Source organism: Pseudomonas sp. PAGU 2196 (genome assembly GCF_022179005.1).
Classification (GTDB): domain Bacteria; phylum Pseudomonadota; class Gammaproteobacteria; order Pseudomonadales; family Pseudomonadaceae; genus Aquipseudomonas; species Aquipseudomonas kermanshahensis.
Genome location: NZ_BNTL01000025.1, coordinates 59,343 through 80,794, shown reverse-complemented (window position 1 = coordinate 80,794; position 21,452 = coordinate 59,343). Strand labels below are relative to the sequence as shown.

At 56.3% G+C, this 21,452-nt stretch carries 8 protein-coding genes; 2 read left to right on the top strand and 6 right to left on the bottom strand.

Annotated elements, in window-relative coordinates; translation table 11 throughout:
* Window positions 1-38: 38 nt before the first annotated feature.
* From MFF34_RS20605 to MFF34_RS20580, 6 genes are all read right to left on the bottom strand, one after another.
* The gene (locus MFF34_RS20605) at window positions 39-3,956 is read right to left on the bottom strand and encodes an RHS repeat domain-containing protein (RefSeq protein ID WP_238216165.1); all 3,918 of its coding nucleotides are present in this window, start codon (window positions 3,954-3,956) and stop codon (window positions 39-41) included.
* Between the two features lie 42 nt (window positions 3,957-3,998).
* Window positions 3,999-4,472 carry a hypothetical protein gene (locus MFF34_RS20600; RefSeq protein WP_238216163.1) on the bottom strand — a complete coding sequence of 158 codons (474 nt, stop codon included), beginning with the start codon at window positions 4,470-4,472 and terminating at the stop codon, window positions 3,999-4,001.
* 1 nt (window position 4,473) lies between these two features.
* A complete protein-coding gene (locus MFF34_RS20595) occupies window positions 4,474-7,515 on the bottom strand; it encodes a hypothetical protein (protein WP_238216161.1) in 3,042 nt (1,013 codons plus the stop codon).
* Between the two features lie 63 nt (window positions 7,516-7,578).
* The gene (locus tag MFF34_RS20590) at window positions 7,579-9,828 is read right to left on the bottom strand and encodes a hypothetical protein (RefSeq protein ID WP_238216159.1); all 2,250 of its coding nucleotides are present in this window, start codon (window positions 9,826-9,828) and stop codon (window positions 7,579-7,581) included.
* A gap of 20 nt (window positions 9,829-9,848) precedes the next feature.
* Window positions 9,849-12,341, bottom strand: coding sequence for a hypothetical protein (locus MFF34_RS20585; protein ID WP_238216157.1), 2,493 nt, complete (start codon window positions 12,339-12,341; stop codon window positions 9,849-9,851).
* 29 nt (window positions 12,342-12,370) lie between these two features.
* Window positions 12,371-14,155, bottom strand: a complete 1,785-nt coding sequence (locus MFF34_RS20580) for a hypothetical protein (protein WP_238216155.1) — start codon at window positions 14,153-14,155, stop codon at window positions 12,371-12,373.
* Window positions 14,156-14,350: 195 nt separating this feature from the next.
* On the opposite strand from MFF34_RS20580, the gene MFF34_RS20575 reads away from it, so the two are divergent.
* Window positions 14,351-19,291: an RHS repeat-associated core domain-containing protein gene (locus MFF34_RS20575; protein WP_238216151.1), complete on the top strand. Its 4,941-nt coding sequence runs from the start codon at window positions 14,351-14,353 to the stop codon at window positions 19,289-19,291.
* Window positions 19,292-19,368: 77 nt separating this feature from the next.
* Window positions 19,369-21,399 carry a hypothetical protein gene (locus tag MFF34_RS20570; protein ID WP_238216149.1) on the top strand — a complete coding sequence of 677 codons (2,031 nt, stop codon included), beginning with the start codon at window positions 19,369-19,371 and terminating at the stop codon, window positions 21,397-21,399.
* The last annotated feature ends 53 nt before the right edge of the window (window positions 21,400-21,452 follow it).

Sequence of the window (21,452 nt, the reverse complement as noted above, 5' to 3'; positions counted from 1 at the left end):
GCCAGCCGGAAGGGTTGCAACCCGTTGACGCAATCACTCTAAAGCGGTGACGTACCGCTTAAAATATTCTCTGCATCGTAATGATAGGAAGCGCCGACGCCAGGATCATTGGCACTACCCGCACCCAGTCGAACCTCCAGCAAGCGATTGAGCGCGTCGTAACGCAGCGAGCGCCCCGCCTCATCAGTGGTCAAATTGCCATTAGCGTCATAAGTTAGAGCAATCTCCTTGACGTAACTGGCGTGGGTGTTGGTGATTCTCAATAACTGCGCAGGATCCTCCTTCTTTGCAGGGTCGCCAAAGAAATACCGTGCCCGGTTTGAATCGTCAACGAACGTGCTGAGCACCACCGTGATGTTATCGATATCACTGAACGTAAACAGCTGCGCCTTGATCTTGTTGCCATACGGGTCCTGGGGCCAGTAGTGGTTGTCTGGATTTTCCGGTGAGCTGTTATCGGCAGCCGTACAGCTGTATCTGACCAGACGGCCTCGCGTATCGTAGCCATACCCTTCCTGGCGCAACGTTTCGCCTGCGGTCACGTCTTCCAGGTGCCGCTCAACGATACCGTCGAACGCATCATACGTTTGGGTCAATCGCTGTATGTTGCCATCGCCAAAGTTGAAAGTACGCGTGACCTCCCTGTCGAAGGCGTCATACTCCAGGCTCGTCGTCAACTGATTGCCAGTAAGGGTATCTGTTGTGGTGTACGTCTGCGTGCGTCCAAACACGTCATACGTGAAATCAGCCTGAAGCAATAACGGGCCAACAACACTTGCGCGGCGACGTTTCGTCGGTAAGGCCCCCTGCAAACGGGTCTGTTGGAGCCGCCCGGCTTCGTCATAGTCGTACTGCTGGGTTTGTCCGAGCACATCGGTATAGCTCAGCATCCTGCTGCGGTAGCTGTAATCATAACGCATCGTATACTGCTCCCCCTCCACGACACGCACTTCGGACTTGACTTCGCCGTGGGTGAAGTACTCACGGGTGACCGATTGATCCGGCACATCGCACTTCAACAGGCGCGCGTTCTGGCGATCGTACTCATAGTTCGCTGCAATACCGCCCAGCACCCGCTTTGTAGGCTCTTCATTCAAAACCGGCGAGTACTCATACGTCACCTCCTCCCCACTGGGCATCGTCACCCAGCGCGGTTGAAGTTCGCCGTCCTTATACCTGAATGTCTGCTCGCGATAGCCTGTAGTCGCGCGGGTGCGTCGGCCCAAGCCATCGAACGCCTGCGTGCCCAGCAACACGGTGCGCACTTTGATACTGACGGGCAGGTCATCGCGACTGTGGCCTGCGTAGGTGCGGTAAACGATCGCCCCGCCCGGCAAGGTATGTTCAAGGGTGCGGTCGAACGCATCGTAGCCGTACTCATTGATGCGCGTAGCGCCACCCTCGCCATCACGCTCTTGGTGCAAACGGCCGAGCCCGTCGTACCTCAGTACTTTGAGGCTTTCTCGGTGCTCGATCGCCTCCTCACCCTCACCTTCCTCGGTGTACCGCTCAATCCGTGTCGGTTCCTCGAAGAGGTTGATCCACGTCCGCGACACACCGCTGAGCCTACCATCGGTACCGACACGCCAGCGCTTGGTGATGGGCCCTCTGTGCTCCGCTGTCCCCAGTGGATCAGTCACTGCAAAATTGGCCACACCGTCTGGCCCAGTTTCACAGGACTGTTCGCCCCAGTCGTCGTACTCGAACGTGCTGGTGAGTTCGAGCAGCGCGTCGCCCAGCCAATCGATCTCAGTCTGCGTCTGCAGTTGTCCGAGCCCATTGTAGTGCGCACGGTAGATAGGCCGTGGCGCACCCGCAAAAACCCGGCTGTCATCATCGTTACGCTCTTCGTAGACAACCTGGTTCAATCCATTGACGACTGAACGGGTCTTGACGCTCTTAACGTCGAACATCGACTGCTCAGCCACGTCGTTTGCATGGGCACACAGGTGGTACTCATACTTGCGACTCGCCTCGTACTGCGTACCCGGGGCAACCGTCTCGAACGTGACACGTCGCAGTGCGTCGTACGTGTAAGCAATCTCTACATCGCTGTCATCGCGATTGAGCACTGGCTCGCCGTGGATGATCGAGTGTTGCAAGGTAATGATCTTCACCGCACCGTCGTAGCCCGTGACGGTTTCCTCGGTTTGCACAACCCGCTCATCGGCATGGCTACCATCAACCAAGCTATAGGCATATGACGTGGTTGTGCTCAGCGGCCCATCCGCGCCAGGGTAACTGAGAACTTTAGATTCTATCCGGCCGTGCAAGAACGCATCGGCCGGATTGTTGATAATCGTGTAGCAGGTTTGCTCCAGCAACAGGTCAGCCTGTTTGAGCGTTTCACTGTCGACTTGGTGCCTGCCGTAACCCCTCCATGCATTATCAGGGTCGCCCTCAGCGTATTCGCTATCAAACACTGCTGGTAAACGGACATAGGTGTAATGCCGGGTCAAGGTCGGTGCTTTGCCAAACCCTGTGGGCGCGGGTGTAAGGGTGGTCTGCTTCAGGTGTCGTACAAAACCTTCCGGGTCAGGCGGGCATGCATTTTCTTCGCCCTCGACGGGGTACCAGACATAGGCTTCCTCAACCTCATTGGCGCGCTTGCGCCAGATCAGATTGCCGTGGTTGTCATAGGTAGACGCTACCGATTGCGAGCGAGGCGGGCGTGAGTTGTCTACCAGCCTCCAGCGCTGTTGTTCCTCGGTGGCCAACTGATAGTTGGCAGGTTGCTGCTCGAACGGCCTTTCTTCATTCACGGGGTACGTGTTCAACGTGTCCTGCACCGCATTCCCCTGTTGGGTGCTTTCCAGTGTCAACAGGTGAAAGCGGTTGAAACGCCGCTCAGTGACTTTGACCGGTTTATCGTCGACCCACTGTGTTTCCAGCGTTCCGTAAACAAATCGCCCTTGGCGTTTATAAAGGTTATCGAGCCCGTCGTCTTCCCCCCACGGCGTCGCATCATCGCCCAGAAAGTTATTGCGCCCCCATCCGTCTGGCTCGCTGTTGTCGTAGGCATAACGTACATCGATCAGGGCGTGTTCGATTCCCAGCTCTGGGTCCGCTTTACCTAAGGTTTTCGTATGGCGATTGACGCGTGGCAGGGCTGCCCGGGCACTGGCGCTCGGGAAACGGTGTCCGCCATCAGTGTATTCAAGGTCCTCCCGCGCCCCCGATGGCGTCCTGACCGAACTGACGGAGAGGTAGTTCTGGGTTGGATCATACTGATAACCCAGCTCCCAACAGGCAGCGTTGGCGGTCGGCAAGATGATTTTCGCTACCCGATTGTCACTGCCCTCCAAGGTGAGGATAAATCGCGCGATGGAACCGACGCTCGCCGCGTGTTCACGTATTTCAACCCGTCCGCTGCTACGGTTGATTGTGAGCAGTTCAAACTCCGTCTCGTCATCGTCCACCTCGCTGATCGAAGCTAGCATCCTGTGGGCGCTGTCAAAGGGGACATACTTGAGTTTCAGCTTATGGCCCAACGTCACCAGGCTAACCGGCAAGGCAACGCGGCCGCCCTGAAGTTCGAGAATTTCCTTGAGCCCCGAGCGATGCTCTACGCGAAAACGGGTGGTCGCCCCCAGCGCGGCATTGCCTTCTTTGTACACGTGGAAACTGGCGATTTTCTGCTGAGGTACCGTCAGGCGTTTGTCCTCGCGCGTACTGTCCTCTAGCCGGTAGGACTCCCCCGTACTCAAGGCCAGCACCTGATTGTGTGGGGTATATTGCGTCAGCCCAAGGTTCCAGCCTCTGCCGAACCCCGAATCGGCAGTATTAAGCGGATTAAACGTAAGCCCGACCTTGAATTCAGGCCCGTTCAGGGCATAAGACTTGAGACTCGGTAAGTCGATTGACAGGGTATACAGCCCGGTGCGGGGGTCTACCCCGCCCCGGGTAAAACTCATGAAACTAAAGGCATTGGAATGGACGGACGTGACATTACTCATGACGGCGTATCTCCAAAGACACCAGCGTGACAGAACGCGTTATCAGTATTCATATCCAAAGCAGGACAGCTTTCCATGGATTTGCCCATTCACCTTTTTACTCTCGAGCCGCAGGCCAGCAGTCACCTGGTCACCCACTGCATAATGATCAAGTGCCTCAATTTTCATCCATTCCATGCCCAGCGGGTGCTTTGTGCCTTTCACGGTAAAGAAGAAGTTCCCGTCGTCTGCGCAATGATGATCGTCCGCTAGCCAAAGCAGTGCTCCAGAGGGGAAATTTTCCACCTTGAACCAGTAGGCTTGGTCGTTACCGCACGCCATATCCTTAAGATGGAATTGTGCTTTGAAAACCCATTTAAGCTCCTTGGTGCACGCCTTGCCCGGACCATCGTCTCTATTATTAGCAAACGAAATTTTCACGGTGTTATTTGACGACGACGTTTGCGCCGCATGGGCGCACCCGACCGCCAGAACACTGACTGTACACAACGCGACACTCCATTTGAATGCGCTCATGTTAGCGGTCTCCGTTATTCGAGGACGTGACATCCACAAACCGACTGTGTTTCAGATGATTACGATGCCCAACGATCGATTCTGGCAAGAATGAAATCTTTCGCTGATGTAGATTTCCGTTTCGGTCACGCAAGCGCACTGCCATTTCTCTAGAGAGCGTTTCGATGGCGTCGGTCTTTTTGGAATCCATCCAGCTCACGTCATCGCGACGATGGTTGGTAATGATCAAGGTCTCGACTTCAAACTCCTTGGAATCCACGGGAATTTCCAAATCGATCAAGGATGGGAGCCGGTTTTTCAATGCATCATCAAACAATACATGCGTCGGCGGTTGAGTGCCCTCCTCCGTTGTCGCATGAAATATCCAACCTGTGAAACTGACCCCTTGTTCGTTAGGGTGGTTGTTCTCCCAACTGAGCGTACTGACATTTAACTTTCCATCCACATCAGGCGGCAAGGGTTCCAGCCCAGACGGGACAAACTCACAGGTCATAAACGCCGACAGTTTATATTTTAACTTCCAGTAATCCACCGTACGCGGAAACAGGTAGAAATCATCGTGCCCCGGAAGGTCAGGAAGTTCGTAATAGTTACCTCCACCGTCTACGCGATAGCCTTTGAACGAGTAGAGATCGTCATCCGTAAAGTCAGGAAGCGACTTCGCTGTCACCTCAATTTTTGAATTCGTATCGCTGGTACTGTTGGAGTAGAACCACTGGTTACTGTCAGACTGCAACCCTGAATAAAACGTAGGGATCTCACCTGCCGTGCCCAGGGTATGCAAATAGAACGTCGAGGTTTGCTCCGTATCAGACTTCGTCGCCGGCATCGACGAAAGCAGATTGACAGTAATGGCAGGGTCGAAGCGATTGCGGCGCTTGCGCGTGGCCCAACGCAGTGGAGCAGTCTCTATACCTTCAGCGTCTCCCAGATCAGGCAGTTCTTGACGGGCAGGGCTCTCAAAAATACGAATGCTGTTGAGTTCTTTAATGCTCAAGGGGTAATGCTCATTATCCACTTCTGCCGTATCAACCGTCACCTCGATCTGCAGTTGCTGGAACCCATTAGGGAAGAGCGCCCCTGTCGTGCCAAAGCTCGCACCACCTTTGACCTTAATGTTGTGGACCTTTAACGATTTCCAGGTAGGTTCTTGCTGCAGTTGTGATTGCTGCACCACGCTGTAATCAGTGGCATAAACCACACCGTCCTTCAATACTTCGCAGAGCACTACACTGTTTTGGGTTTGGGCGTTGTCCGAAGCCGTAAATTGCCCGCTTTGGTTGATCGCACCCTTCCCAGCCATTATTCGCCAACGCTTGGGCAGCGTCGACAACATGCCCGAGGTCTCTGCCAGCTTCACACTGGCCTGGGATTGCAACCGCGGCACGAAACGCGGCTCAAGCGCGAGCAGTTGTTGCGCATTGACCATGACCAGGGCAGCCGTGCCCTCTTCGCTGTCCTTTGCCTGAATCTGTTGAACCGCCAGCGGCCTCAAGGTGGTATCCGCAAAGGGCACGAACACCGCCGAGTGCCCGTCGACGACACCCAGATCCCCCTGCTCAGCGCCTAGCAATCTCCAATCAATGGTTCCTGACCCACCCGTTTCCCAGGCACTGAGGTGAATTTCTCGTTGATTCGGAGCGAAACTGGCGACCCGTGGCATCAGCTGGAGCCGTTCATAAGCGACTTGCACACGTGCAGACGCGATATACGTCTCACCGCCTTGATCAAACTCAGCCGTGACCAGCACCGTGAGGCTTTCGTGGCCAATGTGGTCCACATCAGGCGCGCTATAGAGGCCTTTGGCTGTGATGTCCCCTTGCGCGGCAGCCGTATGATTAGTCAAGCCGGTGATGCTCCAGCGGCTGGCTCGCTGCTCTCGACCGGTGCCGTCATACAGTTTGAACTGCATTTGCTCACCGGCGTGAATGACGCGGCCAGAGGGCTGCACAGTCATGGTCGTACGCAGTGGATTGATGTTGCCAAACACCGCGAGATCACACGGCGTAGCCCGCTCGCGCTCAATGAATTCGTGGGAGGCCGGGAAGAGTATGCTGTTGAGCAATACCAAATCGATTTCGCTGGCATGCCCCAACAAGTGGTCGGAAATCACCAACGTGGCGGAGTAGTCACCATCGGGTAGCAAATACGGAAAGTGCTGGTCGGGTGATGCACCGTCCCGGCCATCTGCACGCACGCGAATGAACACCAGTACCGCACCATCACCATAGTTTATTGCACTTCTGACCTTTGCACCCGGTGCAGCCTGAGTTCGCAAAATAAACCCGGTGGGGGTCAGCGGGCCATATCCGTCAAGGTCGATAACCCCCAGCTCGAAAAGGCTGCAACGTGCTGGCAACCCTTTGAACCACTCGGCAAGGCTGGCAGTGAGTTGGGCGTTGAGAGCGGGGTTGTCGGCAAACAGGTTGCACCGAAACGAACTGCCCTTGGCAAGGTCAAGCGTCACCCGGCCCTTGCGGTCCACCGAACCGGTTACCATGGCCAGGTTCACATCGATCTCCACCCGGAAGTCCATGGCTTCACTGAAGTTGAATACCGAGAACAGCTTACTGTCATCCCTGTTGATACTCGAACAGGTGCCGGCAATGATGCTCATCGTCAGGCGGGCCCTGGAATTCGTCACCGAAGCCGTGCTGAATGACAGCAGCGGCGTACCGAGCTCGATTCCTGTCAGGCTGATTGCAGTGGAGGGCGCTGAGGCACGATCGCTCTGAACTGCAGCCCCCTCATCGATATCCAGCGAGAGGTGCACGCGCGAATCGCTGACACGCTTGGCGCGGACCGAAGTCAATGAGGGGGCGTTACTGACAAGCTCGGGCTGGCCCCCAGTTGCCTCCCGCGTGCCTGTGCTCAGTTCAAGTGTCAGCAGTGGCAAGTCCCGAGGGCCACCCAAGCGGTCCAGATACTGCTGGTGCAGCAACCGGTTGAGTCGCTCACGGCTATATATCGCCACGGCTCCCCACCCGAGGGTGACAGACTTTCCCCACATACGCGCCAGCACTTCTAGCATGGAGTTGGACATGGTTTAATCCTCTTGACGATGCATCCGGTTCGATGCGTTGAATGATCACAAACTGATGGCGCGTTACATGCCCTGCACTGCTTGATTAAGCGGGTGTACCAGATGCCCCTCCAGATCGCCAAACGGCGTATCGGGCAATACGGCCGTAAACAGTGCATATGCAAGGGCGCCGTCATCGGGTGGCGAGTAGAGCCCAGTGTCTTCCAGGGAGCCGTCACCGAGATGATGTTTCCAGATCACCTTTTGGGTGAAGTCCGTACCGTTGAAGGACGCACTCAATTGAACGCTACCGTCAGGCTTTGGTGCTCCTGCCTCCAGATACAGGAGAGGCTCTTCCTGCATGACCAGCACATGAACATGAGTGAGCTCACCCGTTTCACTGTTCTTCACCTCGATCTTTTCCAGCAGATAGGCCCCCTCATCCAGCTGCCAACCGGCCGTGTAGGTGCAACGGCGGCCGTCGTCACTGGGGCTCACTTGCCCGCTTCCTTCCTGCTCAATGACACGCCACTGCGGGTCGCCACCCAGAGCGCCGGCGGTGAATGTGAGCTGATCGCCGAAGGAACAGACACGAATCTGCGGATTGGCAGTGATGCCCTGTGGTAAGGCGATCAGCATCGAGGTACTGCGAGCGCGGGTTTGGTTATCGGTCGCCACCACCAGCACACGGGCTTGGCGATAGCGCAACGCATGGGCCGGCGGGGCGCTGTAGCGGCCAGATGCAGGATCGATTTGCCCAATGTCACCTGCATTACCAGGCATCCCTTCCAGCGCCCAGCTGACCGAAGCAAAGGGCGATTCGACCCTGAACGTATGTGTTTGCCCAGGCGACAGTCGTATGCCTTGATCAAGAATACGCAGGCGTTGAGCATTGCTGGCGATCGACCCGAACAACGCCAGGCCATGCGGAAGCTCGACATCCTGTCCAACGAAGCGGTTGTTTCCGGCCAGGCTGACGCCCTCGAGCACCCTCTCGGGGATTCTCGCCGTAAGCGTGCGCGACAACCCTTCAAGCAGTGCCTGCTTAAGTACCAATGCGACGAACTGATTGACCTCCTCACGCAGCGCCTCGGGAAGATTGCCTTCAAGCCCCTTACGCAGCGTGACCTCAACGTGCTCCGGCCAAGGCGATGCCACCTGCGCCATAAGCAAGCCGCCATCTGCCTCTTGCTCGGATGGTCGGAAGAAATAGAATCGATGATGCAGGTGAAATTCGAATGTTCCAGAAAGCCCCCGCCAGCCCTCTTCGCCCTTGGGTTTGTAGTCGAAGTCAAGGTCGCACTGAGAGTGCCAGTTCAGCTGCACTTCTTCCTCATCGAACTCGGCGCGCAATGGCGTATCGCCCATCCACGCCTCAACGCTGAACCGCTGCGATTTGAACTCATAGCGGTTGCCCTTGTGTTCAAGCTCAAAGACCGGAAGCTTTCCAGCAGTGGCTTGCAAGCGTTGAATCACACCCTGCGGCGTCAGGCGGTAGTCGATCATGCCGCCTTCGATCATGGTCTCGAAGGCATAGGCATAGGCGGCACGGTGCAACAACCGCCGGGAGAGCAAAAACGTGACCGGCGCACGCTCCGCCATCGCATCCGGCAGCAGGAAGGGGAAGTCCGAATCTTCCCTCGGATACTGGCCCAGGGGGCCGTGCTCAAGCGCCGCAAAAACAACCAGCGCACCTTGCTTGTCAACACGACTGGTTTGCATCCTCGCCCCGATGCCCCGCACCTGGAGGAATGGGTTACTGGACGTTGCTGACACAGCCGCCAGCGCGTAAAGGCCACGGTCCTCAGGCAAGGTCTGAAGGAAGTCCGCAAGCTGCTGGCCACCTGCCCAGCGTTCCTGAAGACTGTCACCCACATCGAACTCAAGGCTTTCAGCTTCAGGCCGTTTCAGGTCTAACCCAAGGCGAAGTGACTCGGTATCAAAGCGCGTGCGCCCACGCACCTGCAAACCGTCGAGCGCATCATGCGCAGAGACGGCCAGCACATCGTAGAAATCATCCTCAATAATGTGTGTGCCGCCTTCTGCCGCCAAACTGAAACTCACCCTGGGGTTATCGTAGGAGGCCACACGCCAGTCTAGAGACGGCGCTGTGAGCCGGTAGTTGTTCAGCACATGCGTTTGTTTGCTACTGGGAACCCTGATACTGAGCTGTTCCCAACCCACATCCCGCCCTTGAATGATGTGATTGATTTGGGCTTGCTCGACCAGTGAGCCGACCGTAGCGGGCGACATCGCGAAAATGAAATCCCAGTCCGACAGGTGTGGATTGCGTTTCATCCACTCCAACAAGGCCAATAGAGAATTACCAGGCATGGCAGTCACCTCAAATGCGTTCAGGGCTTGGGCGCTTCATTAGAAGCAGTGGAGGTCTGGGTGCTAGTGGCCAGGCGGCGTCTCGTGACCGAAGACTGAGCCTCATAGGCTTCGATAGATGCATCCAAAGGGAGCGGCAAAATAATGAAGCCTTCAAGATGACCCCATTCCTGGCTCCGGACACGCCCTGCAACTACGGCAAACCGGTCACGGCTGTTACGCTTGACCTCGTAGCGGTCCTGGCTGATGGTTCCCGGCCCGTACACTACGGACCACTCGACATCCTTTTGCTCGTCAGTAGCGACCCAAAGTGCTGGCCGAACCCAGTCCGTTTCGATTGAGCTTCCCCACTCTTCGGGGGTGACCGGCATGGGCTTTTTCCGCTTCATGCGCGTTACCACACACGTGCTGCGCTCGCCGTAGACACCTTTATTGCGGACCGTGATGACGTCGACTTTGAATGCGTCGGTGCGCGAATCCGCACCTGCGATGTAAGTGTTGGCAGCACCTGAGGCATTTGGGTCAGCCAACCGACCATGAGGGTTCGCGTTAGCGAACGACCACTCAATGTCGACCGTTCCACCGTTCCCGGCAGTCAGTTCCAGCGACTCACCCGGCGCGGTCACCTCAAGCAACGGACTCAAGGCGATGGCATGATCGACCACGGTAACCAACGCTGAACGAGTCACGGCTGTGATTGGGTCCGTCGCGGTAATGCGTACTTGCGTGAAACCGCCTGTGAACCCAAGGGCAAACGGAGCGTGATAGGTCCCGTCCGGGTCAATGCTGCCGACCTCATCTGAAAACACCTGCAATGCATCGACTTGCCAGCGCACGTTATTAACCGGCGGCTCGACCTTGAACTGTAAAGTGCCACCGGGCTTGAGTTTGGGTTCCATTGGATAGACTGCAAAGTTATTGCCATCTGGGCTGACATTGCCAAAAACGGCAATGGCTTTAGCGCCATGCACTTCATCGCCCACAAACGCATTACCAAAGTTCAAGTGCAGCGTTTCCTTGAGCAAGGGCTCGAGGAGTTGGTCCACGTTTAAATCCATGGCCAGCTCATCCCGCAACAGCGCAACAACCGCATCCTCCACCCTTTTGCGGATAGCGTAGTGGTAAAACGCACGTATGAGTTTCTTGTGAGCATCGCCTAATCCCTTTCTCAAGCGTAATGACTGAGTGTTAGATGCTTCTAACCCGCCTGGTGGCGCCTCTTCAAGAGCGTCGAAAATAAAACTGGACAGTTCATAAACACCGCCTTCACGGTCGGCAAGACGGTAGGAAACAAGGCACGTGATGTCCTTATCAATATCAATGGTCTTGAGATCTGGGAAATCGTCCGCCGTATACCGGTTGAAGTTGTCTTTTAACGACAACATTTTGGCGCTGGCTATAAGTTTCATTGGCCACGTTACACGGGCGCCATCGTCATCGACTTCAACTCGAAGAGGGAACGCAGACACCGGCCCCCTCAAAATCTCCATGTCGATTTCTACTAAATGACTAGGCCCCAGTAAAATCGACACACTGGTATTTATCACCGGCGATGAAATGTATCCCCAAAATTCACTTGCCCCTGTGAGCACACCCTTGGGATGTTCATCAATTTGAAAACGTAGCCCGGAGGGTGTCATCGGCACTAACAATGGCGTTAACCGCCCAAGCAGATGCTCCAGGATCAAACGGCGAGCGTTAAAAATTCCAGCTGCCGAAAAGCCCTTCGTCCCTTTGTCCGGGATCAAGTACCGAAAATCAGAGTTTCTGTCCGGCATGCTACCGCCCAGGCCCTTGTGCATGCGAATGAACGCAAGCATGGCGCCATCCCCATCCTGCGAGCCCTCGACGGCCGGTGCCAAGGCACTGGCTGGCTTGGCCTGCGTTCGCAATCTGAAGGCCTCAGGGCGCAACAGCGGCCGGTTGCTCGGCGCAATGGAGCCAAGCGACCATACCCGCTGCTCATCCGGGAGGCGTTGGAACAACTCTTTGAAGAAATTACCCCCTAATTCACGCTCCTCTTCCTGATTGGAGAAGGTGAGCGTGAAGTTGTCGCTCTTGCTGAGGTCGAGGCTGATCGCCCCCCCGTCCGACACATCGCCGGGGACATCATCCAAGCGCAGATCCAGGCGCAACTCCGGCCCCGCCAACGGTCCAATCCAATCCAAGCGCTGTACATACCAGTGGCTGACATCCTTCCTCAACCCCAGTTGATTACCCCCGATAACGGCCATGCGCAACCGCGCCTTGGAATCAAACTGGTCAGCATTCTCAAACGACAAGCGGGGATGGGCGAGAAGAAAGTCATGAATAAAAATCTTTGACTCATTGCTCACACTCAGCTCGCCATTGACCGGATCAAGAAAACTTTGAGTATTGAAGCGACGAATATACTCCTGCACCAACAATGCATTGAGCTTGCCACGGTCAAGGGCCACAATCGCGTCCCAACCAAACAAACGGTCGTGTGCGCGTAACCACTGCAATACACTTTCAAGGGAAGTTGAAGACATGCTGCACCTCTCACGATTCACGTGTGGTATCAAGCGATGAGTTGAATGTCGATGTGGCGGAAGTTCTTGTAACTGTGCCCACCGTCGAAACTGACACTTACCGATACCCGAAAATATTTATTCACTTGCAACTGACTCAGGAATGCATGGGGTAAAGACGCCGAAGCGAGCCCGGCTAGATATTCGCTGTTAGTAATATCGGAATGGCGCATCGACCAGTCGGCAGCGGTCTGGGACTCCCCTTCTGCGACAATCCGCAACCGATGCCCCTCGGCCATGAACGGCCAACTTTTCAACGTGAACAGCGCTTCCTCAGACTCTGTATCGGCAATTTCAGCCAAAGAAAGCCCCCCCTCTCGGACGTGCTCACTTTGTATGGGTGGATAACTGCCAATACTGAAATCAGCAATACGCAGGTCGAACGGGTCTGAATCGTGTGGCCATTCGTCGGGTAGCGTAACGGTGTAGTACAAGGGCACGCGCTTGCCTAAGTTGGCGGGAATCACGCCGGGCGGGATGTTGAACAAACGGGGGTCACCAACCGAAACGGGGAATTCCAGCGTTTCATGGCCCTGCCAGATCAACTTGACCTCCCCCCCGCTGATCTCCGCGTTACCGGGAATACGCACTTTCGCGCCACTGCGTAAATCGACCGGGTAAACCACGCCCTGATTTTCTTCACCTTCAGGTATCGAGTTTTCGATGATGGGCGCCGGCAAAACCAACGGCTTTCGCAACACCAACCCCAGCGCGTGCGAGTGCCTGTCCAGGTGCCGGCGGGCGTACTGATAGCTGATCGCGAAGGGCTTACCGAAGTTTTCGACATTGCTGATCCAGGCACGGTCGATTACCGCCATGAACTGGCTTTCCAGCGAGGTTTGATCAACTCGTGCGGCATAAACGACGCGCTCGACGCCTTCGATGTACACGACCAGTACATCGCCCATCCTCAACTCGGCGTTAACCGGTATGATCAGTTCAATGCCATCTGGAAATGCGCCTGGATCCAGCGACCCACCCAAATGCCCTTTGACGCGCGGTGCCTCTAGCAGCGGCTCAGAAGGCGGTCGGCTGTAAGGGATGTCAAAACGCTGCACTCGAGATTCAGTAAATCCGCCGTTGGCATACTCAATGCAGTAGTGCAGATCAGCAAACCCGTCTTCAAGCACGGCGATCTGATCGTAGGGCAAGGTCCAGCTCACAGGGCGGCCAACATCTTCCGGCTTCAGCGTATAGGATCGTATATACGGCTCAAACGGATCGTTTTCATCAAAGTATCCGAACCACGTCAGTGTCAGAACGTCCCCTGCTGTCATGGCCTGATAAGGGGGGGTCACTGCCGTTGCATCTTTATCTTCCAAGTCTTCGATTGCGATCTTCAAATCATGGGATTGGCGTACCTGAGCCACCCCCAACCGCAACCCAGCGGGTACGTGACGGTTGACGCGAAAAGCGAGGCGCTTGGACTCCTCGCCTGCAGCCCCGTCTTGCCCATCAAGCGCATAAGAGTAGAAAACATCGCCACCGTTCAATGCGTTCAGGGTGGGGTATGGGATGTCGAGTTTGATGCGCCCTTCGTCATCCAGTTCTTGAACTTGAACACGGTCGACAATATCCCGCGCCTCACCGCTTGCAGTGCGGCCCCACCAACGAACATGAAAGAAGTCCCCAATGCGCATGCCCGGGGCCGGCAAGTACGTTGGCAAGGCGCGACCGGCCAGCAGCGCGAGGTCTACAGACTCCGTGTCGGGGTCTAGATAAGACTCAGGGATGTGGGGTATTTCCATTGATTTCAATTTCTTATTGCGCCGCATGATCTCACCCTCATTGAGCGCTCGTGCTCGTTGAATGTGAGGAAGTATTAGCGCCAAGGGCCAGCGTTGAAAACTAGTAGAAATGCTAGGTGACCCGTACCGCTCAAACCGATAGCGTAATCAGCAGCAATCGACTTTGCACCCACAGGAAGGGGCTAGCGCCTTCCCTCTCATGCACACGGGGGTTATTAAAAAATGTCGACCAATTTGTCACTGCATTCCAACGCGATGAACTTTCTAAGCTTCATGAAAAATGGGGTAGATCCACGCACGGGGCAGTACACGTTGTCGGTCGAACTTCCCGCACTGCTCGGCAACCGCCAATGTGAGCCATCGCTTACCTTGAACCTTGACTTCAACCCTTTAAACCAGGCGGACTCTGGCTACGGAAAAGGCTGGAACTTAAACCTGTCACAGTATTCGACCAAAAATCAGGTCTTGTCCCTGAGCACCGGTGAGTCCTTCCAATTGACAGACAGTAGTTCGGGGCAACGCCTCGGCGTGAACGAACAAAAGTTGACTAGCTTCAATGTCTATAAAGAGGGCAAAGACAGCCTGGACAAGGTCAAGCGGTTTCGAGTGATGCACCGTTCGGGCGTGGTCGAGATCCTTCAGGTGCACGGAAAAAGCACTGCACTTCCGGTGGAGATTCACTCACCGAAAGGCCACAAGCTGTATTTGACCTACACACATTTCCAAGGCGATGAGTATGTCGTCGACACCATCAAGGACAGTGACCAGGCACCCTTGTTGAAGGTTGAACGATCTGCCGGCCAGGTGACATTCGACTACTTGCCATTTACGAAGGGTACGGCCACATCGCGGAAGGGTGCGACCACATCACGCTTGCGTTACACCATGGTGTTGGAGGGCAGCGAGAATTGGGTCAGCCAAATCACGCTGCCGGGTGATGAACCCGCCGCGTGGCAATTCAGGTATCGAAACGTGCTCGGCATTCTCTGCTTGGATACCGTTCATACGCCCACCGGCGCTAGAGAATACCTGTCATACGAAGATGGCGGTCATCCTTTCCCAGGTAATATCGGCCCAAACTTACCGCGGGTGACCCGTCACCGCATCGAACCACGCTTCGGCCAGCCGCCCATGGAAGTCACTTACACCTACGGCTTCATGGACGCGGGCGGCGTGTTTCGCAACCACAGTTTCATCGGCAGCGGCACCAACATCGGTTGGGACGATTCAGGCCGAGACAACCTCTACAAGTACGTCGGTCCGTACGAGTATCGCTCGCAGGAACAGGCCAGGGTCAACGGCAATGTTGTTCGCACGGTCGAGCGCCGCTTCAATCGATTTCATCTGCAGACTGCAGAAATCACCACCCAAGGCAATACGGTGGCTGAGGTGCTCAATGAGTACGCCGCTATTGACGACAAGCCGTTCGATCAGCAGCCCGCCACCTGCCAGCTTATTATCAAGGAGCAACGTCGCTGGCGCCTTCTCGACAATGCTCGCCCGTCCCGCAGCGAATACATCGAAACGACCTACGACAACCACGGAAACATACGCACGAAAAAACTCGCCAATGGGGTGATTGAACGTTTCGAATGGTATTCCGCTGCGGGTGAAGAAGGCTGCCCAGCTGACCCAGAAGGCTTCGTCCGCCACCTCAAGCAAAAAACCACTACGCCTGCGCCCGCGCCGGGGAAAACGCCAGCAAGGGTGCAACACGAGCGCTATCGCTACCTCACCCTGCCGCGCTTGAACGATCCGGAACATGACGAAACCAATCCCGACCACGCGTGGCACAAACAGCAGTGGCATGCCGTGCATAGCGAGACCGTGACCGAACAAACCGACACCGAACAGGTGCTTTCGCAGGCCCGCTACTACTATGCAAATTCTGCCGGTGATCTGCTGCTGCATGGCCGCCGTTACTTGCAGGTCAAAGTGTGCAATGGCTTGGAAACCGTCACGCAGTGGCACTTCACCCAGGTCGATGGACCCGACGCAGGCCACCCCGCCCTGCAGACGGAGCAGGTACTGATCGGCTATGACGGCACCCGTCGCAGTACCCTGGACCAACGCTCATTGCAGCATGGCAAACCCCTGCTGGTACGCAACGAGAACGGCGTAGACATCTGCTACGAGTACGACCCACTGCTGAGGGTAACCAAGGAAACCGTGGCACCCGGCACTGCCTTCGAGGCCGTGCGCGAGTATGCTTATACCTTCGCCAACTCAACCGGTGGCCAAACCTCGCAGACGGTGACCAACGCGCGCAAGGTAAAGACCCTGACCTTGGTCGATGGCCTCGCCAGAGTAGTGGAAGAGCGTCGCGACAACGTTTACGAAGGTTACCCACAACGCTTTCACACCACCCACACCTTACGTTACGACGCGCTCGGCCAACGCGCATCAGAAACGCGCTCGGACTGGCTCCACGCGCAAGGAAGCCGCGACCTGACCCAATACTTCGAGTATGACGAGTGGGGCCAGCAATGCTGCCTCATCGGCCCTGAAGGGGTGGACGCAACAGCGATTGGATCAGATGCCGTGCGTGTTTACGAAGTCACCGACCCCCTCGGTAGCCGCGAGCATCCGAGTGGCCCGATCGTGACAAGTTGGCGGCAGGTGGGCAGAGGCTCGTCTGAGATCATTAGCAACTGGGAACAGGTCTGGCAGAACCTGTTCGAAAAACCCCAGCGCAGCCTGCGCCTTGACGCATCGGGTGGGCAGCGCGTGACCCGAACTTACGCGTACGATGGCCTGGGCCGATGTGTACGTGAGCTCGATGAGCGGCTGTATGCTACCGATTACAGCTACGACGGCTGGGGGAGGATGATCAGCACCCAGTTGGCGGATGGCACCCGCGTTGAACGCGACTACGCCCCTCATACCGAAGCAGACCTGCCCACCGGCATCACCGTCATCCCTGACAATGCCACCCTTCTCCCCTGCCAGATTGGCGAGCGCTGGTTCGATGGCCTTGATCGGTTGGGCCTCACCCGAACCGGTCCGCGAACCGAGTACTTCTACTACCGTGGCGGCGAATCGCACCTCCGCGAGCACAAAACGGCGGCAGGCGCCACGGTCACCTATGACTACAACCTGGCGCTTACCACAGAGCCGACCTCCATCGTCGCTAAAGATGAGGAAGACCTTTTTGCCTTCAACCCGGTGAGTGCCCGCCTTACAACCGCTGATAATGCTAAAAGTGGTCGCAGTTACGACTACAACATCGCCAATCAGATCATTGAGGAGCGCTGGGTCAACCCGCAAGACGCAACGACCAAGTCGCGAAAATACCTCAGTTCCGTCGAAGACCGGCTGCTGCAAAGCATTGAAGCCAATGGCATCACCACTGAGCACAGTTACGATCGTTATGGTCGCCTGGCCACGACGGTACAAGGGGCAGTGAGGGCCACCCACGCGTATGACGAGCTCGCTCGGCTGTTGCGCATCACCACCCTTGATACCGTCACGTCCACAGAGTTGGTGACTGAACTCACCTATGACCACCGAGACCGAGAGTGCCGAAGAATCTGGCGACAGGCCGGCCGACCGGACCGTCTCCAGGTACAGGAGTGGGGCGGAGACGACTTGCTGATCAGCCGCGAGCTGACCGAAAACAACCAGGTCTTGCTCAAGGAATCGTTCGTCTATGACAGGCGAAGCCGCCTTACCAGTCATAGATGCGAAGGCACGCAATTGCCACGTGATGCCCTGGGTCGAGCGATCCAGTCGCAGACGTTCGTGATGGATGCCTATGACAACGTCAGCACGACTGTCACTCAATATGCGGATGGTTCACGCCAGGAACGCGCAAGGTACTTCTACGCCGCCAACGACCCCTGCCAACTGCGACGCATTGAGTACACCCCGGCACGCCCCACCGGTAATTCGGTGCTGCGCTACGATGCCAATGGCAACCTGATCAGTGACGAACGCGGGCGCACGCTGACGTATGACAGCCGCAACAAGCTGCTCTCGGTCGATGCCACCCGCTACCGCTACGATGGCTTCGGGCACCTGCTGGGCAAACAGGATGCCAACGGAGAAGAGACCTTGCTCTTGTTCGACGGCGACCGCCTACGCCTTGCCGTGCGTGGCAGCCTGAACAGCCTGTACTGCCACCTCGGCGACTGGCCGTTGGCGCAGCAGAGCAATGACGGCAAGGCACCGCTATTGTTGCAGACCAGCGCCAGCCACAGCGTCATCGCTGAAAGCCTGGCAGGTGACTATCGGTACGCGGCCTACACGGCGTACGGTGCTCAGCCTGTGAACCTCGCCGAACCGCTGCGCGCAGGGTTGGGGTACAACGGCGAGGCAGTGGACGCTGACAGTGGCTGGTATCTGCTCGGTACTGGTTATCGTGCCTACAACCCAGCACTGATGCGCTTCCATAGCCCAGATGTTCAGAGCCCGTTCGGCGAAGGCGGATTGAACTACTACGCCTATTGCGAAGGCAACCCCGTCAACTTCCGCGACCCTACCGGGGCGTCTGCTATCGGATGGAGCGGTCGGTTGCGCGAAGTCTATGAAGACGACCCCAACAACGGGACGGTGCGCGCCAGGTCCACGTCGTTGAGAACGGTCGGGTTCTGGATCGCTTACGGCATCAGTGTTGTGGTCACGGCTTTTGCCGTGGCGGCAGCCGTGGTGGCTACCGCCGGCGCAGCCACACCCGCGATATTTGCTGCGACGGCAGCACTCAAAGTCACTGGCGCCGCACTCGCGACCGCCTCAACGGTCGCCGGCGGCATTAACTTGGCGGACCCTAATAATACAAAAGCGGGTGACATTGCGCTCTGGACAGGGATTGCAGCGGCTGCGACCTATCTACCAGGGACGCTCAATACGATTAGACGGGGTATGGGACAAGCGTTTAAGGCACTGGCCCGACATTCACCAAAATGGCTAAGCCACCATGCGAACAGAATAGGGATGGGCATGCCCAAATTCATGCGGTATGGATTCAACAAAGTCTTTGGAACACGGACAGATAACTTCTCCCTCAAAGCGGCTGAATATGCTTACGAGCTTGAAACAGCAACGTACCCTCAACGAATCATCCCACCACCATCACCATCCCCGCTTGAGAAACTGACAATCCACTCTAATCGACTATTCGATGCCCAGCTAGCTTCAACCTCAGGATCATTGGTACGTCATTAAATTATCTTCAACGACATTGAGTACGCCGCACACGTATCTGCCCACGCATTCACCCGCCAGTCGAATGGAGCAAAACCATGAGCACACCACTCGCTTCATCCAACCCACGCAACACCGCCGAACAAGTTCGCCTTGATTACCGCACTGCACGCGAACAGGCCAGGCAATCACGCCTTGATGAATATGCAAAACCCAGGAATACCAACCAGCCTCTGCAGCCTGTGGAGGTAAAAGACATGGTTCACCCCGACGGCACGTTGGCACGCAAGGCATTGGACAGCGACCTTGAGGTCAGCATTCCCAGTTGGCTGCTGTTACCAGATGATGGCGACACAGAGTATGTATACCTGCAAATTTCCAAAACAGGGGACATCGATTCCGGCTACAAAGATGTCGCCTCCGCAACATTCTACGGGCCAGTCGACGATTCAATCTTCCCGTACGCCATGCACATCCCTCAAAATGAACTTCCTGCAAACGGCACCATTCACGTCCGTTACCGTCATGTCAACTTTACGAGTTATCCCACTGTTTCCATTGCTCGCGCACTTATTTGCGACAGCCTACCACCGTGGGGAAGGGACGCTCAGCCCGAGGGGGTAGCGTTCACCGCACTGGTCATCAATGAAGCAAACCTGGGTACTGGTGTGCAGGGCATCCTCCCCGACGACCCCCACGGCGGCGAGGGTGATACCTACGAACTGTATTTCCTCGACCGCTGGCCAGAAGAAGGCGACGATTTCAGAAACCCTGTCAGCGAGGGTGTTGTACATGCTAACAGGGCCGTGGTGATTCCAGCTAACCACTTCAGGGACAAAGGGGACGGCAAATACCATGTGGCCTATTACCTGTGGGACAGGGCTGGTAATAAAAGTCGACTGTCCCTTCCCGTTACGCTGAATGTGGTACTGGGTGATTTGCCCGATAACCTCAACCTTCACACAGTGCCGCTGGCTCAGCGCGATAACCTCATCGACCTGAAGGACGCGATCGAAGGCGTTACCGTGGTCATCGATCGATACGACCACGCGCGCGAGAATGATCGCGTTGTGGTCCGCTGGGGTAACTCCGTGCTGGCCCCGGAGACCGTGGGGGTGAAAGATAAAATTATTGTGCATGTCCCTAACCCCGTCCTGCGCCATGAGTTCGGTACCGCTGCGGGCCCGCTGAACACGACGATCAGTTATCAGGTATTGCGCGGTGAGGTGCCTTTCCCTGATACCCCCTTGTCATTGGACGTCCAGGTCGATTTCAGCGTGGTCGGGCCCGAGCGCCCCAACCCCGACGATACATGGCCTAACCCCATCAACGATCAGCTCGTGGCACCGACCATTCGCGGGAAGGTATCGAACACCGACAACGTGCTGACACCCGCAGACAAAGACCAGGATGCCACGCTGACATTTCCCCACTACCCGAGCATCATGGACGGGCACTATGTGGACTTTTACTGGAATGGCGTACGGGTCAGCGAGAAAGAATACAAAGTCGATACCAGCGACCCTGATCCCATTTCGATCGATATCCCCTGGAAGTACATCCTGCAGGCCGGCAACAAACCTGACGTCGAGGTTTACTACACCGTACGCGCCGACATCGCCGCCCTGAACGAGCAGCATGCCGTGCCGCAATCGGTGAACGTGGCTGCCGTTGAAATCAAGCTGCCGGCGCCCAGGTATGAGGGCATCAAGGACGGTTGGCTCAACTGTGGATCTTTGGCACACCCGACCATTCCAGATGGGCCATTGTCACTCAGGGTAACCATTCTTGATCTGAGCGAGCACCTTAAAAGCGGTGATCGTGTGACCATGATATGGGAGCCCTGGATTGGTAGCAATGATAACGATGGTGACACTCCTGTGCCCGGCGCCGAAGATAGACAGACCATCACACTGGACGACACCAACATCGGTGGTTTCACCTGGCACATCGAACCTTATCACGAGCGCTTGCTCCCGACATTCAACTATCCGGACCACACCAGAGCACGGGCGCGCTTCCGCGTCACCAAGGAGGACGGCTCGATCACGTCCGATTGGATAGTGCACAAGCTAAGCCTAGCAGCCGGTAACACTTCCTGCCCACTGCCGCCCCCACGCAAGCCGTAGTTAGCGAGGCCGTACCCACAAGGTACGGCCAGCTACTCCCCTGCCATTCAACG